Source organism: Stenotrophomonas sp. FSL W7-1447, assembly GCF_037966425.1.
Lineage (GTDB): Bacteria > Pseudomonadota > Gammaproteobacteria > Xanthomonadales > Xanthomonadaceae > Stenotrophomonas > Stenotrophomonas pavanii.
In genome coordinates this window covers 3,321,213-3,344,722 of record NZ_CP150199.1, presented here as the reverse complement: position 1 = coordinate 3,344,722, position 23,510 = coordinate 3,321,213, and the positions used below count along the sequence as shown (strand labels likewise).

Sequence of the window (23,510 nt, the reverse complement as noted above, 5' to 3'; positions counted from 1 at the left end):
CGAAGTCGTGAAATTTTGCTTAATCAGTAACGCTTGGTCCCGCCCCGTCCGCATTCCGGGCGCAGGCCCCGGAGGAGGGCGGCCCGGCGCGAGGCCGGGCCGGTGGTGGGGCTCAGTCGGGCAGCGAGAACTGCACCGGTACCAGGCCGATGGCCGGAACGGCCATGCCGTCACGCTGGGCGGGCTCGAAGCGCCAGTGCCGGAGCACCTGCTGGCGGGCGGCCTGGTCCAGGTTGCGCGAGCCACTGCTGCGCTCGACGCTGACCGCGACCGGTTGGCCATGGCTGTCCACTTCCACCCGCAACAGCACCGTGCCCTGTTCGTGGTTGCGCAGGGACTGGATCGGGTAGGCCGGCGGAGGGGCGCTGCGATACTGCAGCTGGGCGCCGGCCAATGGGGTGGACGCGTCGATGCTGGGCGCCAGCTGCGGCGGAGCCGGTTCGGCGGCCGGCAGCGCGATGCCCTGGGTCTCCTCCACGGTCGCGGTGGGCGCGGGCAGTGGCGGTACCACCGGCTGCGTTCGCGGTTTCGGCACCACCTGGACGATCTCCTTGGGCGGTACCGGCACCGGCGGCGTCGGCGGGGGCGGGATCTTCTCGATCAGCCGGACCGGCGTCTTTTCACGCGGGACCTGCACGGCCTGGTAGGTCGCAGGGATGAGCAGCAACAGGAAGGCCAGCAGGTGCAGGGCGATCGCCGCGCTCCAGGCGGCCACCCGGGCGGGGTCGAAATGCAGGGATGCAACGGGGTACGTACGAACCATGATCCACCTCCATGCCAGTGACGAAGTCCTCAACGCACCAGGGTCCGTGGCGGGGTTGCCGCACGCGGCTGGCACTGCATCAGTAGCGCGGCCGGGCCGCCACTGCATAGAGGCAGGGGCAGGGGTGTTGGGCTGGCCTTCAGCCAGCGCCGTCGGAACGCATGAAAAAGGCGGGCCCCAGCGGGACCCGCCTCTGTCGGCCAGGGCAGACGCGGTCAGCGGCCCAGTTCGAACACCACGTCCAGGTTGACCGAGACGGTGGATTCACCCGGCGCGACCGGGGTGGCCTTGTCCATCGCCGCACCGGCCGCCATGGTGCGCATCATCGGCATCGGGCGGAAACCGCCGTTGCTGTTCTCGGAGATGCTGACGATGCGGCGTACCTGCAGGCCCAGCGACCTGGCGTAGGTCTGGGCGCGGGCCTGGGCCTTCTTCAGGGCGGCCAGGCGGGCTTCGTCATAGACCGGCTCGGGCTGGTCGATCTCGAAGCTGGGCCCGTTGATCTGGTTGGCGCCCTGCGCGGCCAGCGCGTCCAGCACCTTGCCGAGCTTGGCGATGTCGCGCACCTTGAGGCTGACCGTGTTGCTGGCCTGGTAGCCGGTGATCTTCGGCGCTTCGTTGTCGGCGTAGCGGTACTGCGGATTGAGGCTGACGCCGCTGGTCTGCACGTCGCGCTCGGCAATGCCGGCGGCCTTGATCGCGGCCAGCACCTTGTCCATCTGCTGGGCGTTCTGGCGCATGGCGCTGTTGCCGTCGGCGGCCTGGGTGACCACGCCGGCGGACAGCGTGGCCACGTCCGGTACACGGGTGGCCTCGGCGTTGGCCGAGATGTTCAGCAGGGTGCCTTCGGCCGGGGCGGCGATCGGCGGCGACGGCGGAGCGGCATGGGCGGTCATCGAGGTTCCAAGGGCGAGGGACAGGGCGAGCAGCAGCGGGGTGGCGGTCAGGCGCATGGGATCTCCTTGTTGTGGCGGTGAGGGTGGTGTCGTAGCGATGAACGCGCTGTGAGCCTGATCGGGGTTGCAGCGGTTCCGTAACGGGTTGCCGACGATTCAGGCGGTGGCCTCAGGTTATGCTGTGCCGATGCTCTATCTTGCTTCCCGCTCCCCCCGACGCAACCAGCTGCTGGCCCGACTCGGACGCCCCTTCCAGGCCCTTGACCTGGAGGTCGTCGAGCAGCGCGCGGCCACTGAAAGCGCCGAACAGTATGTGTGCCGGGTTGCCGCCGACAAGGCGCGCGCCGGGCTGGCCCAGGTGCTGGCCGATGACCCGCAGGCGCGGGTGCTCGGTTCGGATACCGAGGTCGTGCTGGACGGCGAGGTCTTCGGCAAGCCGGTCGATGCCGCCGACGCGCGGGCGATGCTGGCGCGACTGGCCGGGCGCACCCACCAGGTGATGACCGCGGTGGTGGTGGTCGGCGCGGGCGGCCTGGACAGTGAGCTGGTCATTTCCGAGGTGACCTTCGCCCCGATCGACGCCGCCAGCATCGCCGCCTATGTCGCCAGCGGCGAGCCACTGGACAAGGCCGGCGCCTACGCCATCCAGGGTGGGGCCGAGCGCTGGATCGAACATCTTTCCGGCAGCTACTCCGGCGTGATGGGGTTGCCGCTGCTGCACACCGATCGTCTGCTGGCGCGTTGTGGCGTGCCAGCCCCCATTGCCGATGCCGCCAGGGAGGCTGCCGATGTCTGAGGAAATCCTGGTCAATGTGACCCCGCGCGAGACCCGGGTCGCGGTGATCGAAAACGGCATGCTGCAGGAACTGCACATCGAGCGCGGCTGGCGCCGGGGCGTGGTCGGCAACATCTACAAGGGCAAGGTGCAGCGGGTCATGCCCGGCATGCAGGCCGCCTTCGTCGAGGTCGGGCTGGAGCGCGCCGCGTTCCTGCACGCCAACGACGTGGTGCGGCCGGCGCCGGTGGCCAGTGCCGACACCGAGAACACCACGCTGCCGCCGCCGGCCAGCGTGCCGATCGTCGAGCTGCTGCGCGACGGCCAGGACATCGTGGTGCAGGTGGTGAAGGACCCGATCGGCACCAAGGGCGCCCGCCTGACCACGCAGATCAGCATTCCTTCGCGCTACATGGTGCTGCTGCCGCAGTCCAAGGTGGTGGGCGTGTCGGCGCGCATCGAGGACGAAGCCGAGCGCGCCCGCCTGAAGGCGCTGGTGACCGAGCTGTCGGCGCAGCACGGCGGCTACGGCTACATCGTGCGCACCAACGCCGAAGGCCAGCCGGCCGAGGCCATCGCCGAGGACATCGCCTACCTGTCGCGCGTGTGGAACGTGGTCGAGCGCCGTGGCCGCGAAGCGCCCTCGTGCAGCATCATCTATGAAGACCTGAGCCTGCCGCTGCGTTCGGTGCGCGACCTGATCCGCAAGGACGTGGACAAGGTGAAGGTGGACTCGAAGGAGACCTTCGGCCAGCTGCAGGCCTTCGTCGCCAAGTACATGCCGGTGCTGGCCGAGAAGCTGGAGCTGTATTCCGGCGATCGCCCGATCTTCGACATGTTCGGGGTGGAGGACGAGATCGGCCGCGCGCTGGACAAGCAGGTGCCGTTGAAATCCGGTGGCTACCTGGTGATCGACCAGACCGAGGCGATGACCACCATCGACGTCAATACCGGTTCGTTCCTCGGCCAGCGCAACCTGGAAGAAACGGTGTTCCGCACCAACCTGGAGGCTGCGCAGGCGGTGGCGCGGCAGCTGCGGCTGCGCAACCTGGGCGGCATCATCATCATCGACTTCATCGACATGGATGATGCCGAGCATCGCCGGCAGGTGCTGCGCACGCTGGAAAAGGCGCTGGCGCGCGACCACGCCAAGACCACGGTCTATGATTTCTCGCCGCTGGGCCTGGTGGAGATGACCCGCAAGCGCACGGTGGAAAGCCTGGAGCGCCAGCTGTCGGAAACCTGCCCGCAGTGCAGTGGCCGCGGCAGCATCAAGACCACCGAGACGGTGACCTACGAGATCTTCCGCGAGATCACCCGCGCGGTGCGACAGTTCGATGCCGCGCGCCTGCTGGTGATCGCGTCGACCAAGGTGGTCGCGCGCATTACCGACGAGGAGTCCGCGGCGGTGGCCGAACTGGAGGAATTCCTCGGCAAGAGCATCCGCTTCCAGGCGGACGAGCAGTACCTGCAGGAGCAATTCGATGTCGTTCTGCTCTGATCGTCGCCGGCCGCAGGCCGGCGGTGGCCGATGAGCGCGCCGCCGCGCCTGCGACTGCGAAGGATCCGCCGTCATTTCATTGCCGCCTGTGCGGTGGGCCTGGTCGGGCTTGCACTGCTGGTGGGCACGCTCAGCCAGCTGCTGCCGCTGGCCGAGCGCCATCCGGAGAAGATTGCCGCCTGGCTGAGCGAGCGTGCCGGCCAGCCGGTGCGTTTCGACCAGCTGCAGACCGCCTGGACCCGGCGTGGCCCGCTGCTGCAGCTGAAGGGCCTGCGCATCGGCGCCGGGCAGGGCCTGCCGATCGGCGAGGCCGAAGTCCTGGTGTCGATGTACAGCGGGCTGCTGCCCGGGCATTCGTTGACCGAGCTGCGCCTGCGCGGCCTGGCGCTGGACCTGCAGCAGGATGAACACGGCCGCTGGTCGGTGCGCGGGCTGCCGCAGTCCGACAACGGCGGTGATCCGCTCGATGCACTGCGCCGGCTGGGCGAGCTGCAGGTGATCGGTGGTCGCCTGAGCGTGCACGCGCCGGCGCTGGGCATCGACAGCACGCTGCCGCGCATCGATCTGCGCCTGCGGGTCAATGGGGATCGGCTGCGCGTGGGCGTGCGCGCCTGGGCGCAGCCCGAAGCGCTGCCGCTGACCGCGGTGCTGGACGTGGACCGCGCGCGCGGCAACGGCGAGGCCTGGCTGGGCGCCGACCCGGTCGATTTCCACGCCTGGGCGCCCTTGCTGGCGGCTGGCGGCGTGCGCCTGCGCGAGGGCAAGGGCGAGTTGAACCTGTGGTTGACCCTGCGCGATTTCGCGCCGGTGGCGCTGACCACGGATTCGGACCTGCGCGACGTGCGCATCGATGGCGCACCGATACCCGGCATGGCGGCGCCGCAGCTGCAGCTGCAGCGACTGCAGGCCCGCCTGCGCTGGCAGCGCCAGGCCGAGGGCTGGGCGCTGCAGGTACCGCGGCTGCGGCTGAAGAATGAAGACGGCGAGCAGCGCCTCGATGGCCTGCAGCTGCAGGTCGGCAAACAGCTGCGGGTCCGCTCCGGCGACGTGCAGGCCGGCATCGCACTGCGTGCGCTGGCCCTGAGTGATCGCCTTGAGCCGGGTCTGCGCCGCTGGCTGTTCCTGTCCAGGCCGCAGCTGGACGTGCGCGCGTTGCAGCTGTCGGGCGAACGCGATGGCCCCCTGTGGGCGCAGGGTGAACTGCAGTCGCTGGGTTTCGCCAGCGTGGGCAACTCGCCCGGCCTGCGCGGCCTGGGCGGGCGCTTTGAAGGCGACGCCGACGGCTTCAGCCTGCAGCTGCAACCGCAACGGCAGCTGCAGTTCGATTGGCCGACCGGCTTCGGCGTGCGCCATGACCTGCACCTGGCCGGCCAGATCGTGGGCTGGCGCGACGAGGGCGGTGGTTGGCGGATCGGAACGCCGACGATGCGTGTGGAAGGTACCGACTACGCGGCCGACGTGCGCGGCGGGGTCTGGTTCCAGGGCGATGGCACGCGGCCGTGGCTGCAGCTGGCCGCGAAGCTGGACGACGTGCCGATGACGGCGGCCAAGCGCTTCTGGATCCATTCCAAGATGAGCAAGGGCGCCACCGACTGGCTGGACATGGCGCTGGCCGGTGGCCAGGTGCGCAATGGCGTCGGCCTGGTCACCGGCGACCTGGACGACTGGCCGTTCGACAACAATGATGGCCGCTTCGAGGCCACCGGCCACATCACCAATGGCGACATCCGCTTCCAGCACGACTGGCCGCTGATGAGCCAGGTCGACGCCGACATCGCCTTCATCGGCCCTGGCTTCGACATGCGTGGACGGGGTGATCTTGCCGGCGTGGCGGTGCAGAAATTCGAAGCGGGCATTCCGGACTTCGGGCACCAGCCGTTGTACGTGCGTGCCGATGCGCCGAGCGAGGCCGGCAAGCTGCTGGCGATGCTGCGCCAGAGCCCGTTGCACAAGGACTACGGCGATACGCTGGACAATCTGGTCGCCAGCGGTCCGGCCCATGTGACCTTCGACCTGCTGCAGCCGCTGCATCAGGATGAAGGCGAGGGCCACCTGCAGGGCACGGTCGATCTGGCCGGGGTGAAGCTGGTCGACAAGCGCTTCCAGCTGACCTTTGACAACATGCACGGGCAGGCGCGCTACAGCAACGGCGGTTTCGGCGCCGAAGAACTGGCGGTGCGCCACCTCGGCCAGGAGGGACGGCTGAGCCTGCGTGCCGGCGGTTACGTGCATGACAGCACGCGCGCCTTCGAGTCACAGCTGACCGCCCGCCTCGATGCCGGCGTGCTGATTGACCGTGCCCCCGAGATGGCCTGGCTCAAGCCTTACATCACCGGCAATTCGGCCTGGACCATCGGCGTCAACCTGCCCAAGGTGGCGCCAGGCGCCCCTGCGCCGCCGAGCGAGCTGCGACTGAGCTCGGACCTGGTCGGCACCCGGCTCGACCTGCCGGCGCCGCTGGACAAGCCGGCCTCCGAGCCGCTGGCGACCACGGTGGCCGCGCAGCTGCCGATGGGCGCCGGCCGCATCGACGTGGCCTTCGGCCAGCGCCTGGCCCTGGCCGCGCGCAGCCACAACAACCAGACCGGTGTGCAGGTCACGCTGGGCAGCGACCATGTCGACCGCGAGCCGCCGGCGAGCGGACTGACGGTCAATGGCCGCAGCCCGACCCTGGATGCGCTGGAGTGGATCAGCCTGGCGCGCGGTGGCAGTGACGACGACGCGATGCCGCTGCGCGCGGTCGACGTGCAGGTCGGCCAGCTCAAGCTGATCGGCGGAGTGTTCGAGCAGACCCGGCTGCAGCTGCACCCGGGGCCGCAGGCACTGGACGTGCGCCTGGACGGGCCGTCGCTGGCCGGCCGCCTGACCGTGCCCAACGCCGACGGTGGCACCATCAGCGGCCAGCTTGACCGCGTGCACTGGCAGTCACTGCCGGCGGCACCGGGTGCGGCGGCCGCGCCGGCGCGGGTACAGGCCGGCGCCAATGACATGGACCCGGCCAAGCTGCCGCCGTTCGCGCTGGACATCGCCGACCTGAAGTTCGGCAAGGTGGTGCTGGGCCAGGCGGTGCTGCGCACGCGGCCGCTGGCCAACGGCCTGAACGTGGACGCGTTGCGTTTCCGCGCGCCGGACCAGGAAATCGACATCACCGGCCGCTGGCTCGGCCGCACGGGCGGCGCCCGTACCGAACTGACCGCGCAGGTGCGCAGCGAGGACCTGGGCGGGCTGATGCAGAACCTCGATTACGGCGGCCAGCTGCGCGGCGGTTCCGGCCAGGCGCAGCTGCAGGCGGCCTGGAGCGGGGGACCGTCGGACTTCCAGCTGGGCAACCTGCAGGGCAGCCTCGACCTGCAGGCGCGCAATGGCCAGCTGCTGGAGCTGGAGCCGGGCGCCGGGCGCGTGCTGGGCCTGCTCAGCGTCGCGCAGCTGCCGCGGCGCCTGATGTTCGATTTCCGCGACTTCTTCTCCAAGGGTTTCGCATTCAACCAGATCGACGGCAGCATGCAGTTCGGGCAGGGCATGGCGCGCACCGACAAGGTGCTGATCGAAGGCCCGGCGGCCAACATCACCATCCGTGGCCAGGCCGACCTGCGCAACCAGCAGTTCGACCAGACCATCGACGTCAACCCGCGCGCGGGCAACCTGCTCACCGTGGTCGGTGCGGTGGCCGGTGGCCCGGTGGGGGCCGCGCTGGGTGCAGCCACCAATGCGGTGTTGTCCAAGCCGCTGGGCGAGATCGGTGCCCGTACCTACAAGGTGACCGGCCCGTGGAAGGAACCGAAGGTGGAGGTGATCGAGCGCAGCCGCGACAAGACCCCGCCGCCGCCGCCCAGCCCGGCGCCAGCCATCCCGCCGACCGTCACCGACCTGCCGCGCTCGCGCTGAGCGCGGCTTCCTGTCCACGGGGCTTGCCTGAGCGCCCCCGCACCCCCAGATCGAGACCATGACTGACATCGCCCTGACGCTTGCCCAAGACCGCCTGCTGCGCCCCGGCGGCCTGGATACCGCCGGCCTGGAGCGCACCTTCGGGCAGTTGCTCGGCCCCGGTGTCGACTTCGGTGACCTTTACTTCCAGCACGCCCGCCGCGAGAGCTGGAGCGTGGAAGATGGCATCGTCAAGGACGGTGCCCATTCCATCGAACAGGGCGTGGGCGTGCGGGCGATTTCCGGGGAGAAGACCGGCTTCGCCTATTCCGATGACATCCATGCCGATGCGCTGCTGGCGGCGGCGCAGTCGGCGCGCGCGATCTCGCGCGAGGGCGGTGCGCAGACCGGACGTTCGCTGCTGCGCGGCAATGCGCGCGCGCTGTATCCGGCGCTGGACCCGATCGACGGCATCGGCAACGAGGCCAAGGTGGAGGTGCTCAAGCGCCTGGATGGCTACCTGCGTGCCGCCGACCCGCGCGTGAAGCAGGTGATGGTGAGCCTGTCCGGCGGCGTCGATACGGTGCTGATCGCCCGCAGCGACGGCGTGCTGGCCGCCGATGTGCGTCCGCTGGTACGCCTGAACGTGCAGGTCATCGTCGAGCACAACGGCCGTCGCGAGTCCGGCTACGCCGGTGGCGGTGGCCGTTATGGCTATGAAGATCTGTTTGCCAGCGGTCGCCCCGAAGCCCTGGCCCAGGAAGCACTGCGCCAGGCGCTGGTGAACCTGGACGCGGTGCCGGCGCCGGCCGGCATGATGCCGGTGGTGCTGGGCCCGGGTTGGCCGGGCGTGCTGCTGCACGAGGCGGTCGGCCACGGCCTGGAAGGCGATTTCAACCGCAAGGGCACCAGTGTCTACGCCGGCCGCATCGGCGAGCGCGTCGCCGCGCCCGGTGTGACCATCGTCGACGATGGCACCCTGGACGGTCGCCGCGGTTCGTTGAACATCGACGACGAAGGCCACCCGAGCCAGTGCACCCCGCTGATCGAGGACGGCATCCTGGTCGGCTACATGCAGGACAGCCTCAACGCGCGGCTGATGGGCATGGCCCCGACCGGCAACGGGCGCCGCGAATCGTTCGCGCACCTGACCATGCCACGCATGACCAACACCTACATGCGCGCCGGCGAGCACGACCCGCAGGAGATGATCCGTTCGGTGAAGAAGGGCCTGTACGCGGTCAACTTCGGCGGTGGCCAGGTCGACATCACCAGCGGCAAGTACGTGTTCTCGGCCACCGAGGCCTACCTGATCGAGGATGGCCGCATCACCACCCCGGTGAAGGGCGCGACCCTGATCGGCAACGGCCCGGAAACCATGCAGAAGGTGCGCATGGTCGGCAACGATCTGGCCCTGGACGAGGGCGTGGGCATCTGCGGCAAGGACGGGCAGAGTGTGCCCGTGGGTGTCGGCCAGCCCTCGCTGTTGATCGAGGGCATCACCGTCGGCGGTACGCAGGCCTGAGCGTGGCGATGGCCGCGGCCACCGCCCGGGCCGGCGCGGACTCAGTCCTCGTCGGCCTCGTCGACCGGATCGCCGGCGTGTTCGTCGCCCGTCGTCTTCAGGCCCAGCGCCGCCGGCAGCATCAGCGCGCGCAGCACCTGGAAGATCTCGCGGTAGGCGCGCGGCGGCTTGTTCTTCGCCTTTTCGGTCTGCGCGTTGCGTACCAGGGTGCGCAGCTGCTGCCGGTCGGCCTGCGGGTAGTCGTCAAGCAGGGCGGCCAGCGCCTTGTCGCCGTCGGCCAACAGGCGGTCGCGCCAGTCCTCCACGCGGTGCATCATCGCCACTTCGCGGCGGCCGGTCTCGCTGTTGGCGTCCAGCGCATCGCGGATCGCGTCCAGCGTTGCCTCGTCCTCGCGGCGCATGTGCTTGGCCAGGAACGCCAGCTGGCGCTTGTGGGCGATGTGGGCGGTGATGCGCTTGCACTCGGCGATATGCGGCAGCAGGTCTTCCGGGATCGGCAGGCGCGCCAGCTGGGCCGGAGTCAACGACACCAGCTTCTCGCCCAGGGCCAGGACGTCGAGCGCTTCGCGCCGGTTCTGGCTGCGGCTCTTGTCGTGGAATTCACCGGTTTCTTCGTCGCGTCCGCGCATCGTCCCTACCTGATCTCAAAAAAAGTCGCCCGGCGTGATGCCGGGCCCAACCCGTACAGGATAAAGCATTGAACGTGATCGCCCCTGAAGTGGCCGTCGGCGACGACAGCCCGGCCCGGCTGGAACGGCTGGCCGACCTCTCCCAGCAGCTGCTCGACCGTGCCCGCGCGCTGGGCGCCAGCCAGGCCGAGGTCAGCTGCAGCGAGGATCGTGGCCTGGAGGTCAATGTCCGCCTTGGCGAAGTGGAGACCGTGCAGTCCACCCGCGACCGTGGCATCGCGGTGACCGTCTATTTCGGCCAGCGCAAGGGCAGCGCCAGCACCGGTGACCTGAACGAGGCCAGCCTGGCCGCCACGGTCGAGCAGGCCTGCGCGATCGCCCGGCACACCGAGGACGACCCCGCCGCCGGCCTGGCCGAGGCCGCGCTGATGGCCACCGACTTCCCCGACCTGGACGGCTGGCACCCGTGGGCGCTGCAGGCCGATGAGGCGGTGGACCTGGCGCTGGCCTGCGAGAACGCGGGGCGCGAGGCCGACGCGCAGATCCGCAATTCCGATGGCGCTTCGGTGTCGAGCATGCAGAGCCTGTCGGTCTACGCCAATTCGCATGGCTTTATCGGCCGCGAGCGCGGCACCCACCATTCGATCGGTTGTGCACTGATTGCCGGGCAGGGCGACGGCATGCAGCGTGATGGCTGGTACACCAGCGCACTGGCCCGCGAGGACCTGGAGGAAGTGGGCCGGGTCGGGCGTCGTGCCGCCGAGCGCACCATCGCCCGCCTGCAGCCGCGTTCGTTGGCCACCGGCAGCATGCCGGTGCTGTTCGCCCCGGAAGTGGCGCGCAGCCTGGTCGGCCACCTGCTGTCGGCGGTGTCCGGCGGCGCGCTGTACCGCCAGGCCAGTTTCCTGCTGGACAGCGTGGGGCAGCGCCTGTTCCCGGAATGGATGCAGATCGACGAACTGCCGCACCTGCGGCGTGGCCTGCGTTCGGCCGCTTTCGACGGCGATGGCGTGGCGACCCGTGCCTCGGCACTGGTGCGCGACGGCGTCCTGCAGCGCTACGTGCTGGGCAGCTATTCGGCACGCAAGCTGGGCCTGCAGACCACCGCCAATGCCGGCGGCGTGCACAACCTGCAGCTGGCGGCCAATGCCGGCTCGCTGGAAGAGATCGCCCGGCAGATGGGCGATGGCCTGCTGGTGACCGAACTGATGGGGCAGGGCGTCAATGGGGTGACCGGCGACTACTCGCGGGGCGCCGGCGGTTTCCGCGTCGAGAACGGCGAGATCCAGTACCCGGTGGACGGCGTCACCATTGCCGGCAACCTGCGCGAGATGTTCAGCAGCATCGAGGCGGTCGGCAGCGACGTCGACCCGCGTTCGCACATCCGGACCGGCTCGATCCTGCTGGGGCGGATGACCATCGCGGGTAATGATTGATGGCGTTGATGGCGTAAGCTATGCCCGCCTGACGCGACCAGCTTGGTGCTGGTGGGTCAAGACCACCCAATGAAAAGGAGTTTTGTCGTGAGCGAATTCGATAACGTCCCGCCGCCGCCGGCAACCACGGATGCCCCGGCCGACCAGCGCACCATGGCGCTGGCTGCGCACCTGCTGGGCATCTTCACCTGGTTCATCGGCGCCCTGATCATCTGGCTGATCAACAAGGATGACGCCAGCAAGGCTTTCGTGACCGACCAGGCCAAGGAAGCGCTGAACTTCCAGATCACCGTGACCATCGCGATGGTCATCAGCATCATCCTGATGGTGGTGATCATCGGCGGCATCCTGGCGCCGATCGTGGGCCTCGTCAACCTGGTGTTCTGCATCATTGCCGCAGTCAAGGCCAACAACGGCGAAGCCTATCGCTACCCGTTCACCCTGCGCCTGATCAAGTAAGACCGAGGCTGCATGCGGAACTGAAAACGCCCGGCATTGCCGGGCGTTTTCATGTGCGGGGAGCGACGGGGGGCCGACGAGCGAGCAGCGATCAATGATCGCGTTCGACCGCCAGCGTGGCCAGCGCACGCAGTGCATCGGCCTCTTCGCCGTATCCGGCGAGGATCGCCTGCATGCGCGCTGCGAGCTCGTGCAGCTGGGCCTTCGCACCTTCCATGCCAAGCAGCGCGGGGAAGGTGCTTTTGTCCTGCGCCTGGTCCTTGCCGGCGGTCTTGCCCAGCTGTTCGGAACTGGCTTCGACATCGAGGATGTCATCGCGGACCTGGAAGGCCAGGCCGAGTGCATCGGCGAAACTGTCGAGCTGGGCCAGCTGCGGTTCGTGGGCCTGGCCGCACAGCGCACCCATGCGCACCGCCGCGCGGATCAGTGCGCCGGTCTTCAGTGCATGCATGCGGGTCAGTGCCGCCAGGGTCTGTTGCTGGCCGGTAGCATCGATGTCCAGCGCCTGGCCGCCGCACATGCCGGAGGCACCGGACGCGTGGGCCAGGGTCTGCAGGCAGGCCACGCGCAGCGTGGCCGGCAGCGGCGCATCGGCCAGCAGGCCAAAGGCACGGGTCTGCAGGGCGTCACCGGCGAGGATCGCGGTGGCTTCGTCGAAGGCGATGTGGGTGGTCGGCTTGCCGCGGCGCAGCGCGTCATCGTCCATCGCCGGCAGGTCGTCATGCACCAGGGAATAGGCGTGGATGAGCTCGACGGCCATCGCCGCCGCGTCCAGGTGTTCCGGTTGCGCGCCGAACAGGTGGCCACTGGCGTACACCAGCAGCGGGCGCATGCGTTTGCCGCCGCCCAGCACCGAATAGCGCATCGCCTGGTGCAAGCGCTGCGGTGCTTCGGCAGGCGAGGGCAGGGCGGCGTCGAGCTGGCTTTCGATACGGTCGCGCCAGCGCGCGAACAGAACCTCAGCCGTCATGGCTGGGCGGATCGAAAGGCTCGGATGCTTCCGGCTGCGCCGGATCGCTGAGCAGGCGCACGCGCAGTTCGGCCTGTTCCAGCGCCTGCTGGCACTGGCGGTACAGACCGACACCGCGTTCGTAAGCACTGAGCGAAGCTTCCAGGCTCAGCTCGCCGGTTTCCATCTGCTCCACCAGCTGTTCCAGCGATTCGAGCGACTGCTCGAACTGGGCGACCGGGGAGGCGTTTTCGGGGGACTTCTTGACCATGCGGCAAGTGTGGACGGGCCGCGCGCGGGGGTCAATTCACAGCCGCCGGGACGCCACAGCAGCTGCGCGCCATGGGCCTGCAACCAGGCCTGCAGCGGCGCGCCGATGACCACATCGGCGGCGGCCAGCAGCTGTGGTCCATCGAAGAGCAGCGGCAGCTGGGCGCGCCGCCAGGGGGCAAGGTGTTCGCGTTGCAGGCAGTCCTTCAGCGCATGCGAATGCGGGCGACCGGGCAGCAGGATGCGCTCACCGCCCACGCGTGCCCGGACCTGCAGTGGCCGTTCGAAGCTGGCGGCGCCCTGCAGGCGCAGTTGGCCGCCGTCAGGCAACGCCAGGGGGGCATGCCCATCCCAGTCGGCCTGCCACTGGCGGGGCAGCGCCGGCAGCTGCGCGGGCAGCAGATAGGCATGGTCGCGCCATTGCCGGATGGCATGATCGCGCCAGCGCAGCCGGGCCTGGCGATCGTTGCCGGCCGGCAGCAGTTCGTCCAGTCCCTGCTGCAGCACCTTCGCCGGCAGTGGGGCGGCGCCGTGGCCGACCACCCAGGCACGCAGCACCCGCGCGGCGCGCCCGGGCGAGACCTGGCGCAGCAATGGCAGCGACAGCACGCGCGGTGCCACTTCCAGGTGCGCGATCAGCTCGGCGTCCTCCTCATCGAGCAGCTGGCGGGTCTGCCCGCAGTGCGCCGCGCTGCCCGCCAGCGCCGCAGCGGCATGCGGCCAGCGCTGGCGCAGCAGCGGCAGCATTTGCAGGCGCAGGAAGTTGCGATCGGCGTGGTCGTCGCCATTGCTGGGGTCTTCGATCCACGGCAGCGCGTGCTGGCGCGCGTAGTCGAGCAGTGCACTGCGCGGGACCGCCAGCAGCGGCCGCCATAGCGGATGCTGGCCGAGGTGGCTGTGCGCCGACATCGCGGCCAGGCCATCGACGCCGGACCCCCGCAGCGCACGCAGCAGGAAGGTCTCGGCCTGGTCGTCCTGGTGCTGTGCCAGTGCCAGCGTTTCGCCGTCGCGCAACTCGGCCGCGAACGCCGCACGCCGGGCCTGCCGCGCTGCGCCCTCAAGGCCGAGGCCTGCGCGGTTGTCGACCTGCACGCGATGCACGGCCAGTTCGATGCCCAGTGCTGCGCATTGCTGCTCGCAATGCAGGACCCAGTCATCGGCGGCCGGTTGCAGGCCATGGTGCACGTGCACCGCACGCAGTGCCGTGCCGGAAAGCTGTGCGCAGCGCCACAGCCAGTGCAGCAGCACGGTCGAGTCGACACCGCCGCTGTAGCCCACCAGCAGCGGCGCATCCAGCGCAACAGGGGCGGGGAAGGCAGTCACGGCGGCAAGTATAGGGTGAGGTTTACTTGGCAGGGCTGCGCCCTGCACCCGCTACGAGCCAGAGAAACAGCAACAGCAACGGCAGAAGCTGGTTTCCTGAAGGTTGGCGGGGTGGGTCCGGTTGCGGGAGACGCCGTAAACCCATCCATGGGGGCTTGGCCGCGGCATCCATGCCGCGGACACTCCCGCAACCGGACCCACCCCGCCTTCGACAGTTTCCTGCGAACTGTCGGGTTGCTTATGGGGTCAGATCCATTTTCCTGCGGAAAACGGATCTGACCCCGGATTCAATTCGATATCTGACAGATTCGATCCACGCAAAGCGTGGATGGTCCAACCGTCACCGGAAATCTGTCGGGGGTGGGGCGGTGTGGGTGGGCAGGACCGTTGGCGCCATGGATGGCGCCATCGAGCCCCCATGGACGGGTTTACGGCGTGTCCTGACCACCCACACCGCTCCGCCCAACTCACAGAAAACCAGAGCCGCTTTTGATCTTGATTTGGCTTCGGCTTCGGCAGGTGCAGGGCGCAGCCCTGCCGAAAAAACTACTTCACCCGGCGGCCCGAGCGGTCGATGCGGAACCACTCTCCGCCTTCCATCGGCGTGTGGCCATCGGCATCCGGCGTGCCACGACGGCAGCCGTTGCAGACCTCGGCCACGCCCTCCTGGAACGGCCAACCGAAATCGAACGTGCCGGGTACCACCTGGCGGAACGTCAGGTCGAAGTAGCCGATGCGCTTGCCGATGCGCCCGCGCAGCAGTCCTTCCTGCGGTGTTTCCGGGCCGTTGTCCCAGGTCAGCACCGGCAGGCTGCGGCCCTTGCGGTCGACGTAGTGGAAGCCCTGGTCGGCGTACACCACGGCCAGGCCGTGGTCGTCGTAGTTCAGGTCTTTCAACGTGCCGGCGCTGATCTTCGGCCGATGATCGACCACCTCGCAGCCGGGCAGCGGCCACAACCCGTGTTCGTCGGTCAGCAGCTGGCATGCCGGTGCCTGTGCCGCTGCATTGGTACTGACCAGCACGCCAAGCAGGGCCAACGACCGCGCGAAGCGGTCGCTGGCAGGGGCAGGGCGGGCCTGCCGCACGATCACTTGGCCTCGGCCTTGCGTTCGAACGCCGTCGGCACCGGCAGCTGTACCGGCACGCCCTTGTCGTCGCAGGTGCCGGCCTGGCACAGGCGCTCGCGCAGGGCCGGGGTGGCCTGCACGATCATGTGGTAGATCGCGTTCTGTTCCAGCGTGCCGCGGATCGCCTTGCTGCCCGGGCCGCGCGCCCAGATGCCGACGTCCTCGCCGCCGTGCGACTCGGACTTCATCGGCACCAGCGCCTCCTGCATGTAGTCCGGATGCTCGGTGTCGACCTCGCGCAGGTTCGGGCGGCCGTTGGCCGGTTCGAAGCTGCTCGGGTTGTGCGGGTAGCGCTTCGGACCGGCCGGCTGCTGGTTGCTGCTGCCGGTGTGGCCCGGGCCATTGGCGTAGCTCAGCGTGGTGTACGGCTGGCCGGTGCCATCCAGTGCGTAGTCCAGCTTGCCGGCGCCATCTTCGCCGCCCTTGTCCTTCACCTTGCCCAGGATCGGGTTGCCGCGCGCCGGGTAGCCGACGAAGTTCAGCGTGTGCGAGTGGTCGGCGGTAACGATGATCAGGGTGTCGTCGGCCGAGGTCAGCTCGTTGGCCACGCGCACCGCGTCGGACAGCGCCACGGTCTCGGTCAGTGCACGGTAGGCGTTGCCGCTGTGGTTGGCGTGGTCGATGCGCGCGCCTTCGATCATCAGCACGTAGCCTTCCGGGTGCTTCGACAGATTCCTGATCGCTGCCGCCGTCAGTTCGGCCAGGCTCGGCTCGCCGCCCGGATCCTGCGGGCGCTCGTATTCGTAGCGCATGTGGTCCGGCTCGAACAGGCCGAGGATGGCCGGTGCATTGGCGGCGGCGGCCAGCTGCTTGCTGTTCCACACGTAGGCGCCCTGCGGGTGCGCCTGCTGCCATTCCTGGACCAGGCTGCGACCATCCAGGCGCTGGCCGACCTTGTCGTCGTACTCCGGATCGCGCTCTTCGACGGTGGTGAATTCACCGCGACCGCCCCCCAGGGCAACCAGCGGGCCCCGGCCGTAGCGCGAGGTCGACAGCAGCTGCTGGGCGATGTCCTTGCAGCCCGCGGCCTTGGCCGCCTCGGTCAGGTCGGTGTCGTTTTCCCAGTTGCGCTCCGGCGAGTGCGCGTAGGTGGCGGCCGGGGTCGCATGGGTCAGCCGCGCGGTGGATACCACGCCGGTGGCCAGGCCAGCGCTGTCGGCCAGCTGCAGCCAGGTCAGCAGGCCCTTGGACAGGCTGTCGGCGCAGTCGGTACGGCTGCCGGCGCTGACACCGATCGCGCCCATGTGGGTCTTCACGCCGGTCGTGATGGCGGTCATGGTGCCGGCCGAATCCGGGGTCTGCGAATCGGTGTTGTAGGTCTTGCTGAACGCCGTGGCCGGGAAGCGCTCCCACGACAGCAGGTTCTCTTCGCCCGAGCCGCCCTTCTGCTGGCCCTCGTAGATGCGCGAGGCGGCCACGGTGGTCAGGCTCATGCCGTCGCCGAGGAACAGGATGACGTTCCTGGCCTTGCCGGACATCGCGCCGTTGGCGGCGGCCTGGGCGGCGCCGCTGCGGTACCACCACTGCGGGGTTTCGCCGGCCGGGTGGGCGACCGGGTCGACGGCGATCTTCAGGCCGGCCGGGGCGGAGGCAGGGGAGGTGCTGGCGCAGGCGCCGAGCAGCAGGGTGGTGGCGCAGGCGGCCAACAGGGAGACAGAACGGCGCATGGACGCTGGGATCTCACAAACTGTAACGGGACATTCATTATGCCCGCCCTCGCAAGGCACGCCGATGACACACTGATTTGCCGGTCGGGCGGTCGTTCCGCAGGCCGCGTTGGGCTATCGTGCCAGCATCCCTTCCTTCCCTCTGGATTGCCTATGAAGCTGGTCTCTGCCTGGCTGCGGATTCCATTCTGGCAGCGCGTGGTCGGTGGCTTCGTGCTCGGTGCGCTGGCCGGCTGGGCGCTCGGCCCCGCTGCGGAAACGTGGTTCGGCCCGCTCGGCGAGCTGTACGTCACCCTGATCAAGATGATCGCCGTGCCGCTGGTGTTCTTCGCGGTCATCAACGCGATCTCGTCGCTGCACGGGCAGAAGTCGGTAGCCGCGCTCAGTGGCCGTACCTTCCTGTGGTTCGTGATCACCGCCGCATTGGCGGTGTGCGTCGGGCTGGGCGTGGGCACCGTGCTGCAGCCCGGCGCCGGTGGCCTGCAGCTGACGATGGCCAGCAACTACGTGCCGCGTGAAGTGCCCAGCGTGGTGCAGGTGCTGCTGGACGTGGTGCCGGCCAATGTCTTCTACGCGCTGTCCGGCATCGGCACCAAGGTCAACGCGGCCGGTGAGACCGTGCTGGCGGCCGGTCGTGGCTCGATCCTGCCGGTGATCTTCTTCGCCGGGCTGGTCGGCTTTGCCATCGTCAAGCTCGGCGAGAAGGTGACCGAGGCGCGCAAGCTGGTCGGGCAGATGAGCGACATCATGATCCAGGTGACCCGCTTCGTGCTGGAAGTCACCCCGATCGGCACCTTCGGCCTGATCGCCGGCCTGGTCGGCAGCTATGGCTTCGAGAAGCTGCTGCCGCTGGGCCATTTCGTGCTGGCCCTGTACGTGGCCTGCGCCCTGCACATCGTGGTGGTCTACAGCGCGCTGCTGCTGGCGCACGGCCTGAACCCACTGAAGTTCTTCCGCGGCGCGGCGCCGGGCATGCAGGTGGCCTTCGTCAGCTCGTCCAGCTTCGCCGCGATGCCGGTGGCACTGCGTTCGATCACCCACAACCTGGGCGTGAACAAGGACTACGGTTCGTTCGCGGTGCCGCTGGGCGCCAGCATCAAGATGGACGGCTGCGGCGCGATCTATCCGGCGCTGTGCGCGGTGTTCATCGCGCAGTACAGCGGTGTGCCGCTGACCCCGGAACAGTACGTGGTGGTGCTGATCGCTTCGGTGCTGGGCAGCTTCGGTACGGCCGGCGTGCCGGGGACCGCGGTGATCATGGCCACGGTGGTGCTGAGCGCGGCGAACCTGCCGCTGGAGACCATCGGCTACCTGTACGCCATCGACCGCATCCTGGACATGATGCGCACGATGACGAACGTGACGGGCCAGATGCTGGTGCCGGTGATCGTGGCCAAGGAGACCGGGCTGCTGGACCAGGCGGTGTATGACAACCCGTCCAGCAACGTGGGCGTGGACGACCCCGACCCGACACCACCACGCGGCTGAGGTTGAGTGGAGATGAAAGGCCCGCCGTAAACCGGCGGGCTTCTTGTCTGGGAGCTGGCTGGCGCGGTGGCGGTCAAGCCGGGCCTGGTAGATCCACGCCATGCGTGGATGGAGGCGGTGCCGACCCAGGTCGGCACCCACCAAAGGTCACCAGAGGTCAGTAGCAACTGTCTTGTCAGGGGCAGCCGAGGGCCACCTCGGCGTCCCGCTTACGGGCGTTGAGGATCACCAGCATTTTGCGCATGACCGCCACGAGCGCCACCTTGCTCGCTTTGCCCTTGGCCTTCAGGCCAGCGTAAAACGCGCGCAGTCTTGGCTCGTACCGGATGGCCGTCAGGGCCGCCATGTAAAGGGCTTCGCGTACCACCGCGCGCCCACCACTGATCCGCCGTTGGCCCTGCCAGGTGCCACTTTCCCGGTTCATCGGGGCCAACCCCACCAGCGACGCTATGGCTTTGCTTCCCAAGCTGCCCAGTTCGGGCAACTCGCAGGCCAGTGTGCTGATCAGGATGGGGCCGACGCCTTTGAGCGCGCCGATGTTCTTCCAGCCAGGCTGTCCCTCAAGCTGCTCGGCAATAGCTTTGTCCAGTTGCTTCAGGTCGTCAGATAGCTGAGCTATATAGCGTTGCTTCATCGCAATCAGATCCGGATCGACCAATCGCCGCAAGCGCTGCATCTCACTGACGCGCATCTGCACCAGATGCCTGCGGCATTGCGCAAATTCAGCCAGACGCTGCTGCCAAGGGGCAGGCGGTACGTAGCGGGTCAGCGGTAACAAATGGGCCATCTGCGCCAGCACTGTCGCATCGAGCCGATCGGTCTTGGCGGCACGGCCCGTGCCTTGGGCAAATCGCCGTGCACGCGCCGGATTGATTCGCACCATCGGCAGGCCGGCGGCGTGCAGTGCATCCAGAGCAGCACGCTCGTAACCCCCGCTTGCCTCAAGAACAACCTGCTTGATCGGCCACGTCTTCAGCCACCGAATTAAGCGTAAAAAGCCACGCTTGTCGTTGCTGAATTGGCGAAACTGCTCTCCATGGACGGCCACATCCAGCGTGGCTTTGCTCACATCAATCCCGATCCCAAACATGGCAGAACTCCGCTAGGCTGACAGGGTCGAGAGCTCTCCCCGCTTGCCCAGTCTTATCAGTTCGAGCGCCAACTCAACCAACTGTTCGGGCGGTTCAGGGAGAATCCGGCGTGGGGACCCAAGCTACTTCTCGGTCGCAAGACCTGGATCCACACGGTCGCCCACGCCGGGCTCTCGGCACCCAAGGTGCCAGATCGGCAAGAGATAAGATCCACGCCATGCGTGGATGAGGGCGGTGCCGACCCAGGTCGGCAGCGACCCACCATTACGCGGGCCCAACAAAAAAGCCGCTGCAGGGCAGCGGCTGTGCTTTGCGTATCAGGCGGCGCCGTGGCGCCAGCCGGTCAGAGGTCGACCCGGCGGGCCTGCATGAACTTGTTGCCCCAGTAGCCACTGAGCAGGGTGTCCACGCGCACGTCCTTGCCCGAGCTCGGTGCGTGCAGGAAGCGGCCGTCCCCCACGTAGATGCCGACGTGGTCGACGCGGCCCTTGCGGCCGAAGAAGACCAGGTCACCGGCCGCCAGCGCGGTGCGGTCGTTGATCAGCTCGGCGTTGTCATCGTGCGCCATCTCGCGCGAGACACGCGGCAGCTCGATGCCCAGGGCCGAGCGGAACACATAGCCGACCAGGCCGCTGCAGTCGAAGCCGCTGTCCGGATTGCTGCCACCCCACCGGTAGGGGGTACCCAGCAGGGTCATCGCGCGGCGCAGCAGCGACTGCACCTTGCCGTTGTCCGCGGCGGTGCCGACGACGCTGCCATTGGCGGCGCTGCTGGTGTCGTAATTGGCGAGCAGGCGGCTGAGGTCACCGGCCACCACGGCCGAGCGGTCCATCAGCGGAATGGTGTCGTTGGCGGCCAGGTGCGGCAGCAGCGCGGCCAGCGTGGCGCTGGCGGCGGCATCGACGCGGCTGCGCTGGGGAGCGGCAGCCTCGGCCTTGGCGGCCGGTCGGGCGGTGCTCTCGGCCACCGGGGCCGCGGGTGCATCGGAACGGTTCGGAACCGTCTGCGACCAGGCCGGAAGGCTGGTCAGGCACAGTGCCAGGCCAAGCAGCAGCGGGCGGGCACCACGTGAAGATACGGAAGTCTGGCCTTCGCTTTTCAGGTCGTCAGTCGTCACGCGTCGGTCACAGGAAAAAAACGATGGGGCATCATGCCCTGTAAAAGCGCGGATAAGTTAAAAATTCCGTTAGTAATTCGTTAGTTGCATGGTGATTCTCGTCACAGTTTTGAACATATCGCCTGTTCATTTTAGCGAAGGACGCGTTTCGCCCCTGTGTAGTGGTCCTTCCAGTAAGGACCACTGAGCGAGTCCAGGCGCACCGTGCCGCCGGTGCTCGGCGCGTGCACGAAGCGTCCTTCACCTACATAGATGCCGACGTGGGTGACGCTGCCGCGGCTGCCGAAGAACACCAGGTCGCCGGTGGCCAGGCGCTGCGGATCGATCTTCGGGCCCTGTACCGCAGCGAGGTCGCGCGAGGTGCGCGGCAGCCGCAGGTCCAGCATCTCACGGTAGACATAGGCGACCAGGCCGCTGCAGTCGAAGCCCGAGTCCGGGGTATTGCCGCCATAGCGGTAGGGCGTGCCGACCAGGCTGATGGCGCGCATCAGCACCGAGTTGGCGGCCTCGGGGTTGTCCGGCACGGTCTTTGGCCAGTTCGCCGTCGGCGGCGGCGGGGCCGGACGGGTGGCCTTGCCGCCGCCGCAGGCGGTCATCAGCAGGGGCAGGGCCAGCAGCAGGGCCGGGGCAAGGAACCGGCGCGGGCCGGACGAAACTGGCGTGATGTGCATGATCTCCGGATAATGCGCCACCTTGGAATGGCCGTCATGATGGCGGCGTCCCCGTCGGGCGACAACCCGCCCCAACCCGCCTGCCTCCGGCAGATCCAGACAGAGTTGCGCATGAAGATCGAAAAAGACCGCGTTGTCCGCTTCCACTACACCGTTTCCGAAGTCGGCCAGGAGCCGATCGAATCGTCCAAGGACCGCGGCGAGCCGCTGGCGATCCTGATCGGCCACGGCAACATCATCCCGGGCCTGGAAAACGCCATGATGGACAAGGAAGCCGGCGCGACGTTCAACGTCGACGTCAAGGCGGCCGACGCCTACGGCGAGCGCCGTGAGGGCCTGTCCCAGCGCGTGCCGAAGAAGCACTTCGGCAACACCAAGCTGGCTCCGGGCCAGCAGGTGGTGCTGCAGACCAACTTCGGCCCGCGTGCGGTGACCGTGCAGAAGGTCGGCATGAGCGTCGTCGACGTCGACCTGAACCACCCGATGGCCGGCAAGGACCTGCACTTCGACGTCGAAATCGTCGACGTGCGCGAAGCCGGCAAGGAAGAACTGGACCACGGCCACGTCCATGGCGACGGTGGTCACCAGCACTGATCGCAGCGCGATCGTGATGGCAGCGACGGCCCGCTTCGGCGGGCCGTTGTGTTTCCGGGCCACGACGCGGGCGTCCATGCCGCGCGGGCCGGCGGCATAATGGCGGACCTGCCCGACGGACGCCCCGTGAACGCTGTTTCTCCTTCCCTGCAGCCGATGGCCTCCGGCGAACGCATCGCGGTGCTGGACGTACTGCGCGGCGCGGCACTGCTGGGCATCCTGCTGATGAACATCGAGGCCTTCAGCGGCCCGCTGGACCTGGCCTTCACCGGCATCGACACGCACTGGCAGGGCATCGACTCCTGGGCCGATGCGTTGGTCTACGTGTTCGTACAGGGCAAGTTCTTCACCCTGTTCTCGCTGCTGTTCGGCGCCGGCTTCGCAGTGATGGCGCAGCGCGCCGAGGTGGCCGGGCGCGCGTTCGCGCCGTTCTACCTGCGCCGCAGCGCTGGCCTGCTGCTGATCGGCCTGTGCCACGCGCTGCTGGTCTGGTCCGGCGACATCCTGGTGATGTACGCGTTGGTCTCGTTGCCGCTGCTGGCCTGCCGCGAGGCGCCGCGCAGCTGGCTGCCGTGGATGGGCGTGACGGTCTACCTGGGCGGCGTGGCGATGATGCTGCTGGTGGGCGCGATGGTGTCGATGGCTTCGACGGAGGATGTGCAGAAGATGCTCGCCGAAGCCCAGCAGGCCATCGCGCAGCAGCGCCTGGTCTACGGCCACGGCAGCTGGATGCAGGCCACCGCGCAGCGCCTGCACGAGTTCGGATCGTCGATGGGCGCGCTGCTGATCACCGGTCCGGAAGTGCTGGGCATGTTCCTGATCGGCAGCTGGTTCACCGCCAGCGGCGCACTGGCTTCACCCGAGCGCTTCCCACGGCTGTACGCGCTGCTGCGTTGGGTGGCACTGCCGCTGGGCCTGGCGGTCACGCTGCTCGGCGTTGCCTGGAAGCCGTATCTGGCACCGGGCGCCTACGACCTGCCGGTGACCGCAGCGATGGCACTGGTGACGATCGGCGGGCTGCCGATGTGCCTGGGTTACCTGGCGTGGATCGTGCATTGGCGCGCGCGGCTGGGATGGCTGGCGCCGGTGGGGCGCATGGCATTGACCCACTACCTGGCCCAGTCGCTGCTGTGTACCTGGCTGTTCTACCACTATGGCCTGGGTGGGTTCGAGCGGATGCCGCGCAGCGTGCAGTTGCTGTTCGCGCTGCTGGTGTTCGCAGCGCAGGTGGCTGTTTCGCACGCGTGGCTGGCGCGCTTCCGCTTTGGTCCGATGGAATGGCTGTGGCGTGCGATGACCTACCGGCAGTGGCCACCGATGCGGCGCAGCGCGGAGCAGGGCTGAGCGATGGGCGCGCATGCGCT

19 protein-coding genes and 1 pseudogene are annotated in these 23,510 nt (G+C 68.5%); 9 read left to right on the top strand and 11 right to left on the bottom strand.

Annotated elements, in window-relative coordinates; all coding sequences use genetic code 11:
- Positions 1-112 precede the first annotated feature (112 nt).
- Both NSQ78_RS15705 and NSQ78_RS15700 read right to left on the bottom strand, forming a co-directional pair.
- A complete protein-coding gene (locus NSQ78_RS15705; protein ID WP_057494615.1) occupies positions 113-763 on the bottom strand; it encodes an energy transducer TonB in 651 nt (216 codons plus the stop codon).
- 215 nt (positions 764-978) lie between these two features.
- Positions 979-1,716 (bottom strand): SIMPL domain-containing protein, encoded by a 738-nt coding sequence (locus tag NSQ78_RS15700; protein WP_049412455.1) that lies wholly within the window; start codon positions 1,714-1,716, stop codon positions 979-981.
- Between the two features lie 130 nt (positions 1,717-1,846).
- Here NSQ78_RS15700 and NSQ78_RS15695 point away from each other — a divergent pair, with 130 nt between their 5' ends.
- Genes NSQ78_RS15695 through tldD form a run of 4 tightly spaced genes read left to right on the top strand, consistent with a single transcriptional unit; the run spans position 1,847 to position 9,324 of the window.
- Positions 1,847-2,455: a Maf family nucleotide pyrophosphatase gene (locus tag NSQ78_RS15695; RefSeq protein WP_049467849.1), complete on the top strand. Its 609-nt coding sequence runs from the start codon at positions 1,847-1,849 to the stop codon at positions 2,453-2,455.
- Positions 2,448-3,935, top strand: coding sequence for a ribonuclease G (gene rng / locus NSQ78_RS15690; RefSeq protein WP_019662105.1), 1,488 nt, complete (start codon positions 2,448-2,450; stop codon positions 3,933-3,935). Before NSQ78_RS15695 ends, rng begins: the two co-directional genes overlap by 8 nt.
- A gap of 30 nt (positions 3,936-3,965) precedes the next feature.
- The gene (locus NSQ78_RS15685; protein ID WP_064238953.1) at positions 3,966-7,820 is read left to right on the top strand and encodes a YhdP family protein; all 3,855 of its coding nucleotides are present in this window, start codon (positions 3,966-3,968) and stop codon (positions 7,818-7,820) included.
- Between the two features lie 58 nt (positions 7,821-7,878).
- Positions 7,879-9,324 (top strand): metalloprotease TldD, encoded by a 1,446-nt coding sequence (tldD, locus tag NSQ78_RS15680; protein ID WP_049467842.1) that lies wholly within the window; start codon positions 7,879-7,881, stop codon positions 9,322-9,324.
- 41 nt (positions 9,325-9,365) lie between these two features.
- Here tldD and yjgA read toward each other — a convergent pair whose 3' ends face one another.
- A complete protein-coding gene (yjgA, locus tag NSQ78_RS15675) occupies positions 9,366-9,953 on the bottom strand; it encodes a ribosome biogenesis factor YjgA (RefSeq protein ID WP_049467839.1) in 588 nt (195 codons plus the stop codon).
- 68 nt (positions 9,954-10,021) lie between these two features.
- Between yjgA and pmbA the strand changes: the two genes are divergently transcribed.
- Both pmbA and NSQ78_RS15665 read left to right on the top strand, forming a co-directional pair.
- Positions 10,022-11,389 carry a metalloprotease PmbA gene (gene pmbA, locus NSQ78_RS15670; protein ID WP_053460986.1) on the top strand — a complete coding sequence of 456 codons (1,368 nt, stop codon included), beginning with the start codon at positions 10,022-10,024 and terminating at the stop codon, positions 11,387-11,389.
- An 87-nt stretch (positions 11,390-11,476) separates the two neighbouring features.
- Positions 11,477-11,848, top strand: a complete 372-nt coding sequence (locus NSQ78_RS15665; protein ID WP_049467833.1) for a DUF4870 domain-containing protein — start codon at positions 11,477-11,479, stop codon at positions 11,846-11,848.
- A 91-nt stretch (positions 11,849-11,939) separates the two neighbouring features.
- Here the strand turns inward: NSQ78_RS15665 and NSQ78_RS15660 are convergent, their stop codons facing one another.
- The 5 genes and pseudogenes from NSQ78_RS15660 to NSQ78_RS15640 form a co-directional block, all read right to left on the bottom strand.
- On the bottom strand, positions 11,940-12,818 hold the full coding sequence (locus tag NSQ78_RS15660; protein ID WP_064238952.1) for a farnesyl diphosphate synthase: 879 nt from the start codon (positions 12,816-12,818) through the stop codon (positions 11,940-11,942).
- Entirely contained in the window at positions 12,808-13,068 is a 261-nt protein-coding gene (locus NSQ78_RS15655; protein ID WP_049412480.1) for an exodeoxyribonuclease VII small subunit, read from the bottom strand. Before NSQ78_RS15655 ends, NSQ78_RS15660 begins: the two co-directional genes overlap by 11 nt.
- Before the next feature lie 50 nt (positions 13,069-13,118).
- A pseudogene (tilS, locus tag NSQ78_RS15650) lies at positions 13,119-14,390 on the bottom strand (tRNA lysidine(34) synthetase TilS); the annotation flags it as partial.
- A 546-nt stretch (positions 14,391-14,936) separates the two neighbouring features.
- Complete coding sequence (locus tag NSQ78_RS15645) at positions 14,937-15,482, bottom strand: WG repeat-containing protein (protein WP_064238951.1); 546 nt, start codon at positions 15,480-15,482, stop codon at positions 14,937-14,939.
- Positions 15,479-17,185 carry an alkaline phosphatase gene (locus NSQ78_RS15640; protein WP_057493242.1) on the bottom strand — a complete coding sequence of 569 codons (1,707 nt, stop codon included), beginning with the start codon at positions 17,183-17,185 and terminating at the stop codon, positions 15,479-15,481. Before NSQ78_RS15640 ends, NSQ78_RS15645 begins: the two co-directional genes overlap by 4 nt.
- A 153-nt stretch (positions 17,186-17,338) precedes the next feature.
- On the opposite strand from NSQ78_RS15640, the gene NSQ78_RS15635 reads away from it, so the two are divergent.
- The gene (locus NSQ78_RS15635; protein WP_005410518.1) at positions 17,339-18,673 is read left to right on the top strand and encodes a dicarboxylate/amino acid:cation symporter; all 1,335 of its coding nucleotides are present in this window, start codon (positions 17,339-17,341) and stop codon (positions 18,671-18,673) included.
- A 175-nt stretch (positions 18,674-18,848) separates the two neighbouring features.
- Here the strand turns inward: NSQ78_RS15635 and NSQ78_RS15630 are convergent, their stop codons facing one another.
- From NSQ78_RS15630 to NSQ78_RS15620, 3 genes are all read right to left on the bottom strand, one after another.
- Entirely contained in the window at positions 18,849-19,763 is a 915-nt protein-coding gene (locus NSQ78_RS15630) for an IS110 family transposase (RefSeq protein WP_064238742.1), read from the bottom strand.
- Positions 19,764-20,107: 344 nt separating this feature from the next.
- Entirely contained in the window at positions 20,108-20,881 is a 774-nt protein-coding gene (locus NSQ78_RS15625) for a C40 family peptidase (RefSeq protein ID WP_053091670.1), read from the bottom strand.
- A 131-nt stretch (positions 20,882-21,012) separates the two neighbouring features.
- Positions 21,013-21,552, bottom strand: a complete 540-nt coding sequence (locus tag NSQ78_RS15620; RefSeq protein ID WP_014038010.1) for a C40 family peptidase — start codon at positions 21,550-21,552, stop codon at positions 21,013-21,015.
- A 111-nt stretch (positions 21,553-21,663) separates the two neighbouring features.
- Here NSQ78_RS15620 and NSQ78_RS15615 point away from each other — a divergent pair, with 111 nt between their 5' ends.
- Positions 21,664-22,146 carry a peptidylprolyl isomerase gene (locus NSQ78_RS15615; protein WP_014647924.1) on the top strand — a complete coding sequence of 161 codons (483 nt, stop codon included), beginning with the start codon at positions 21,664-21,666 and terminating at the stop codon, positions 22,144-22,146.
- 99 nt (positions 22,147-22,245) lie between these two features.
- Positions 22,246-23,490 (top strand): DUF418 domain-containing protein, encoded by a 1,245-nt coding sequence (locus NSQ78_RS15610; RefSeq protein WP_064238949.1) that lies wholly within the window; start codon positions 22,246-22,248, stop codon positions 23,488-23,490.
- Positions 23,491-23,510 lie beyond the last annotated feature (20 nt).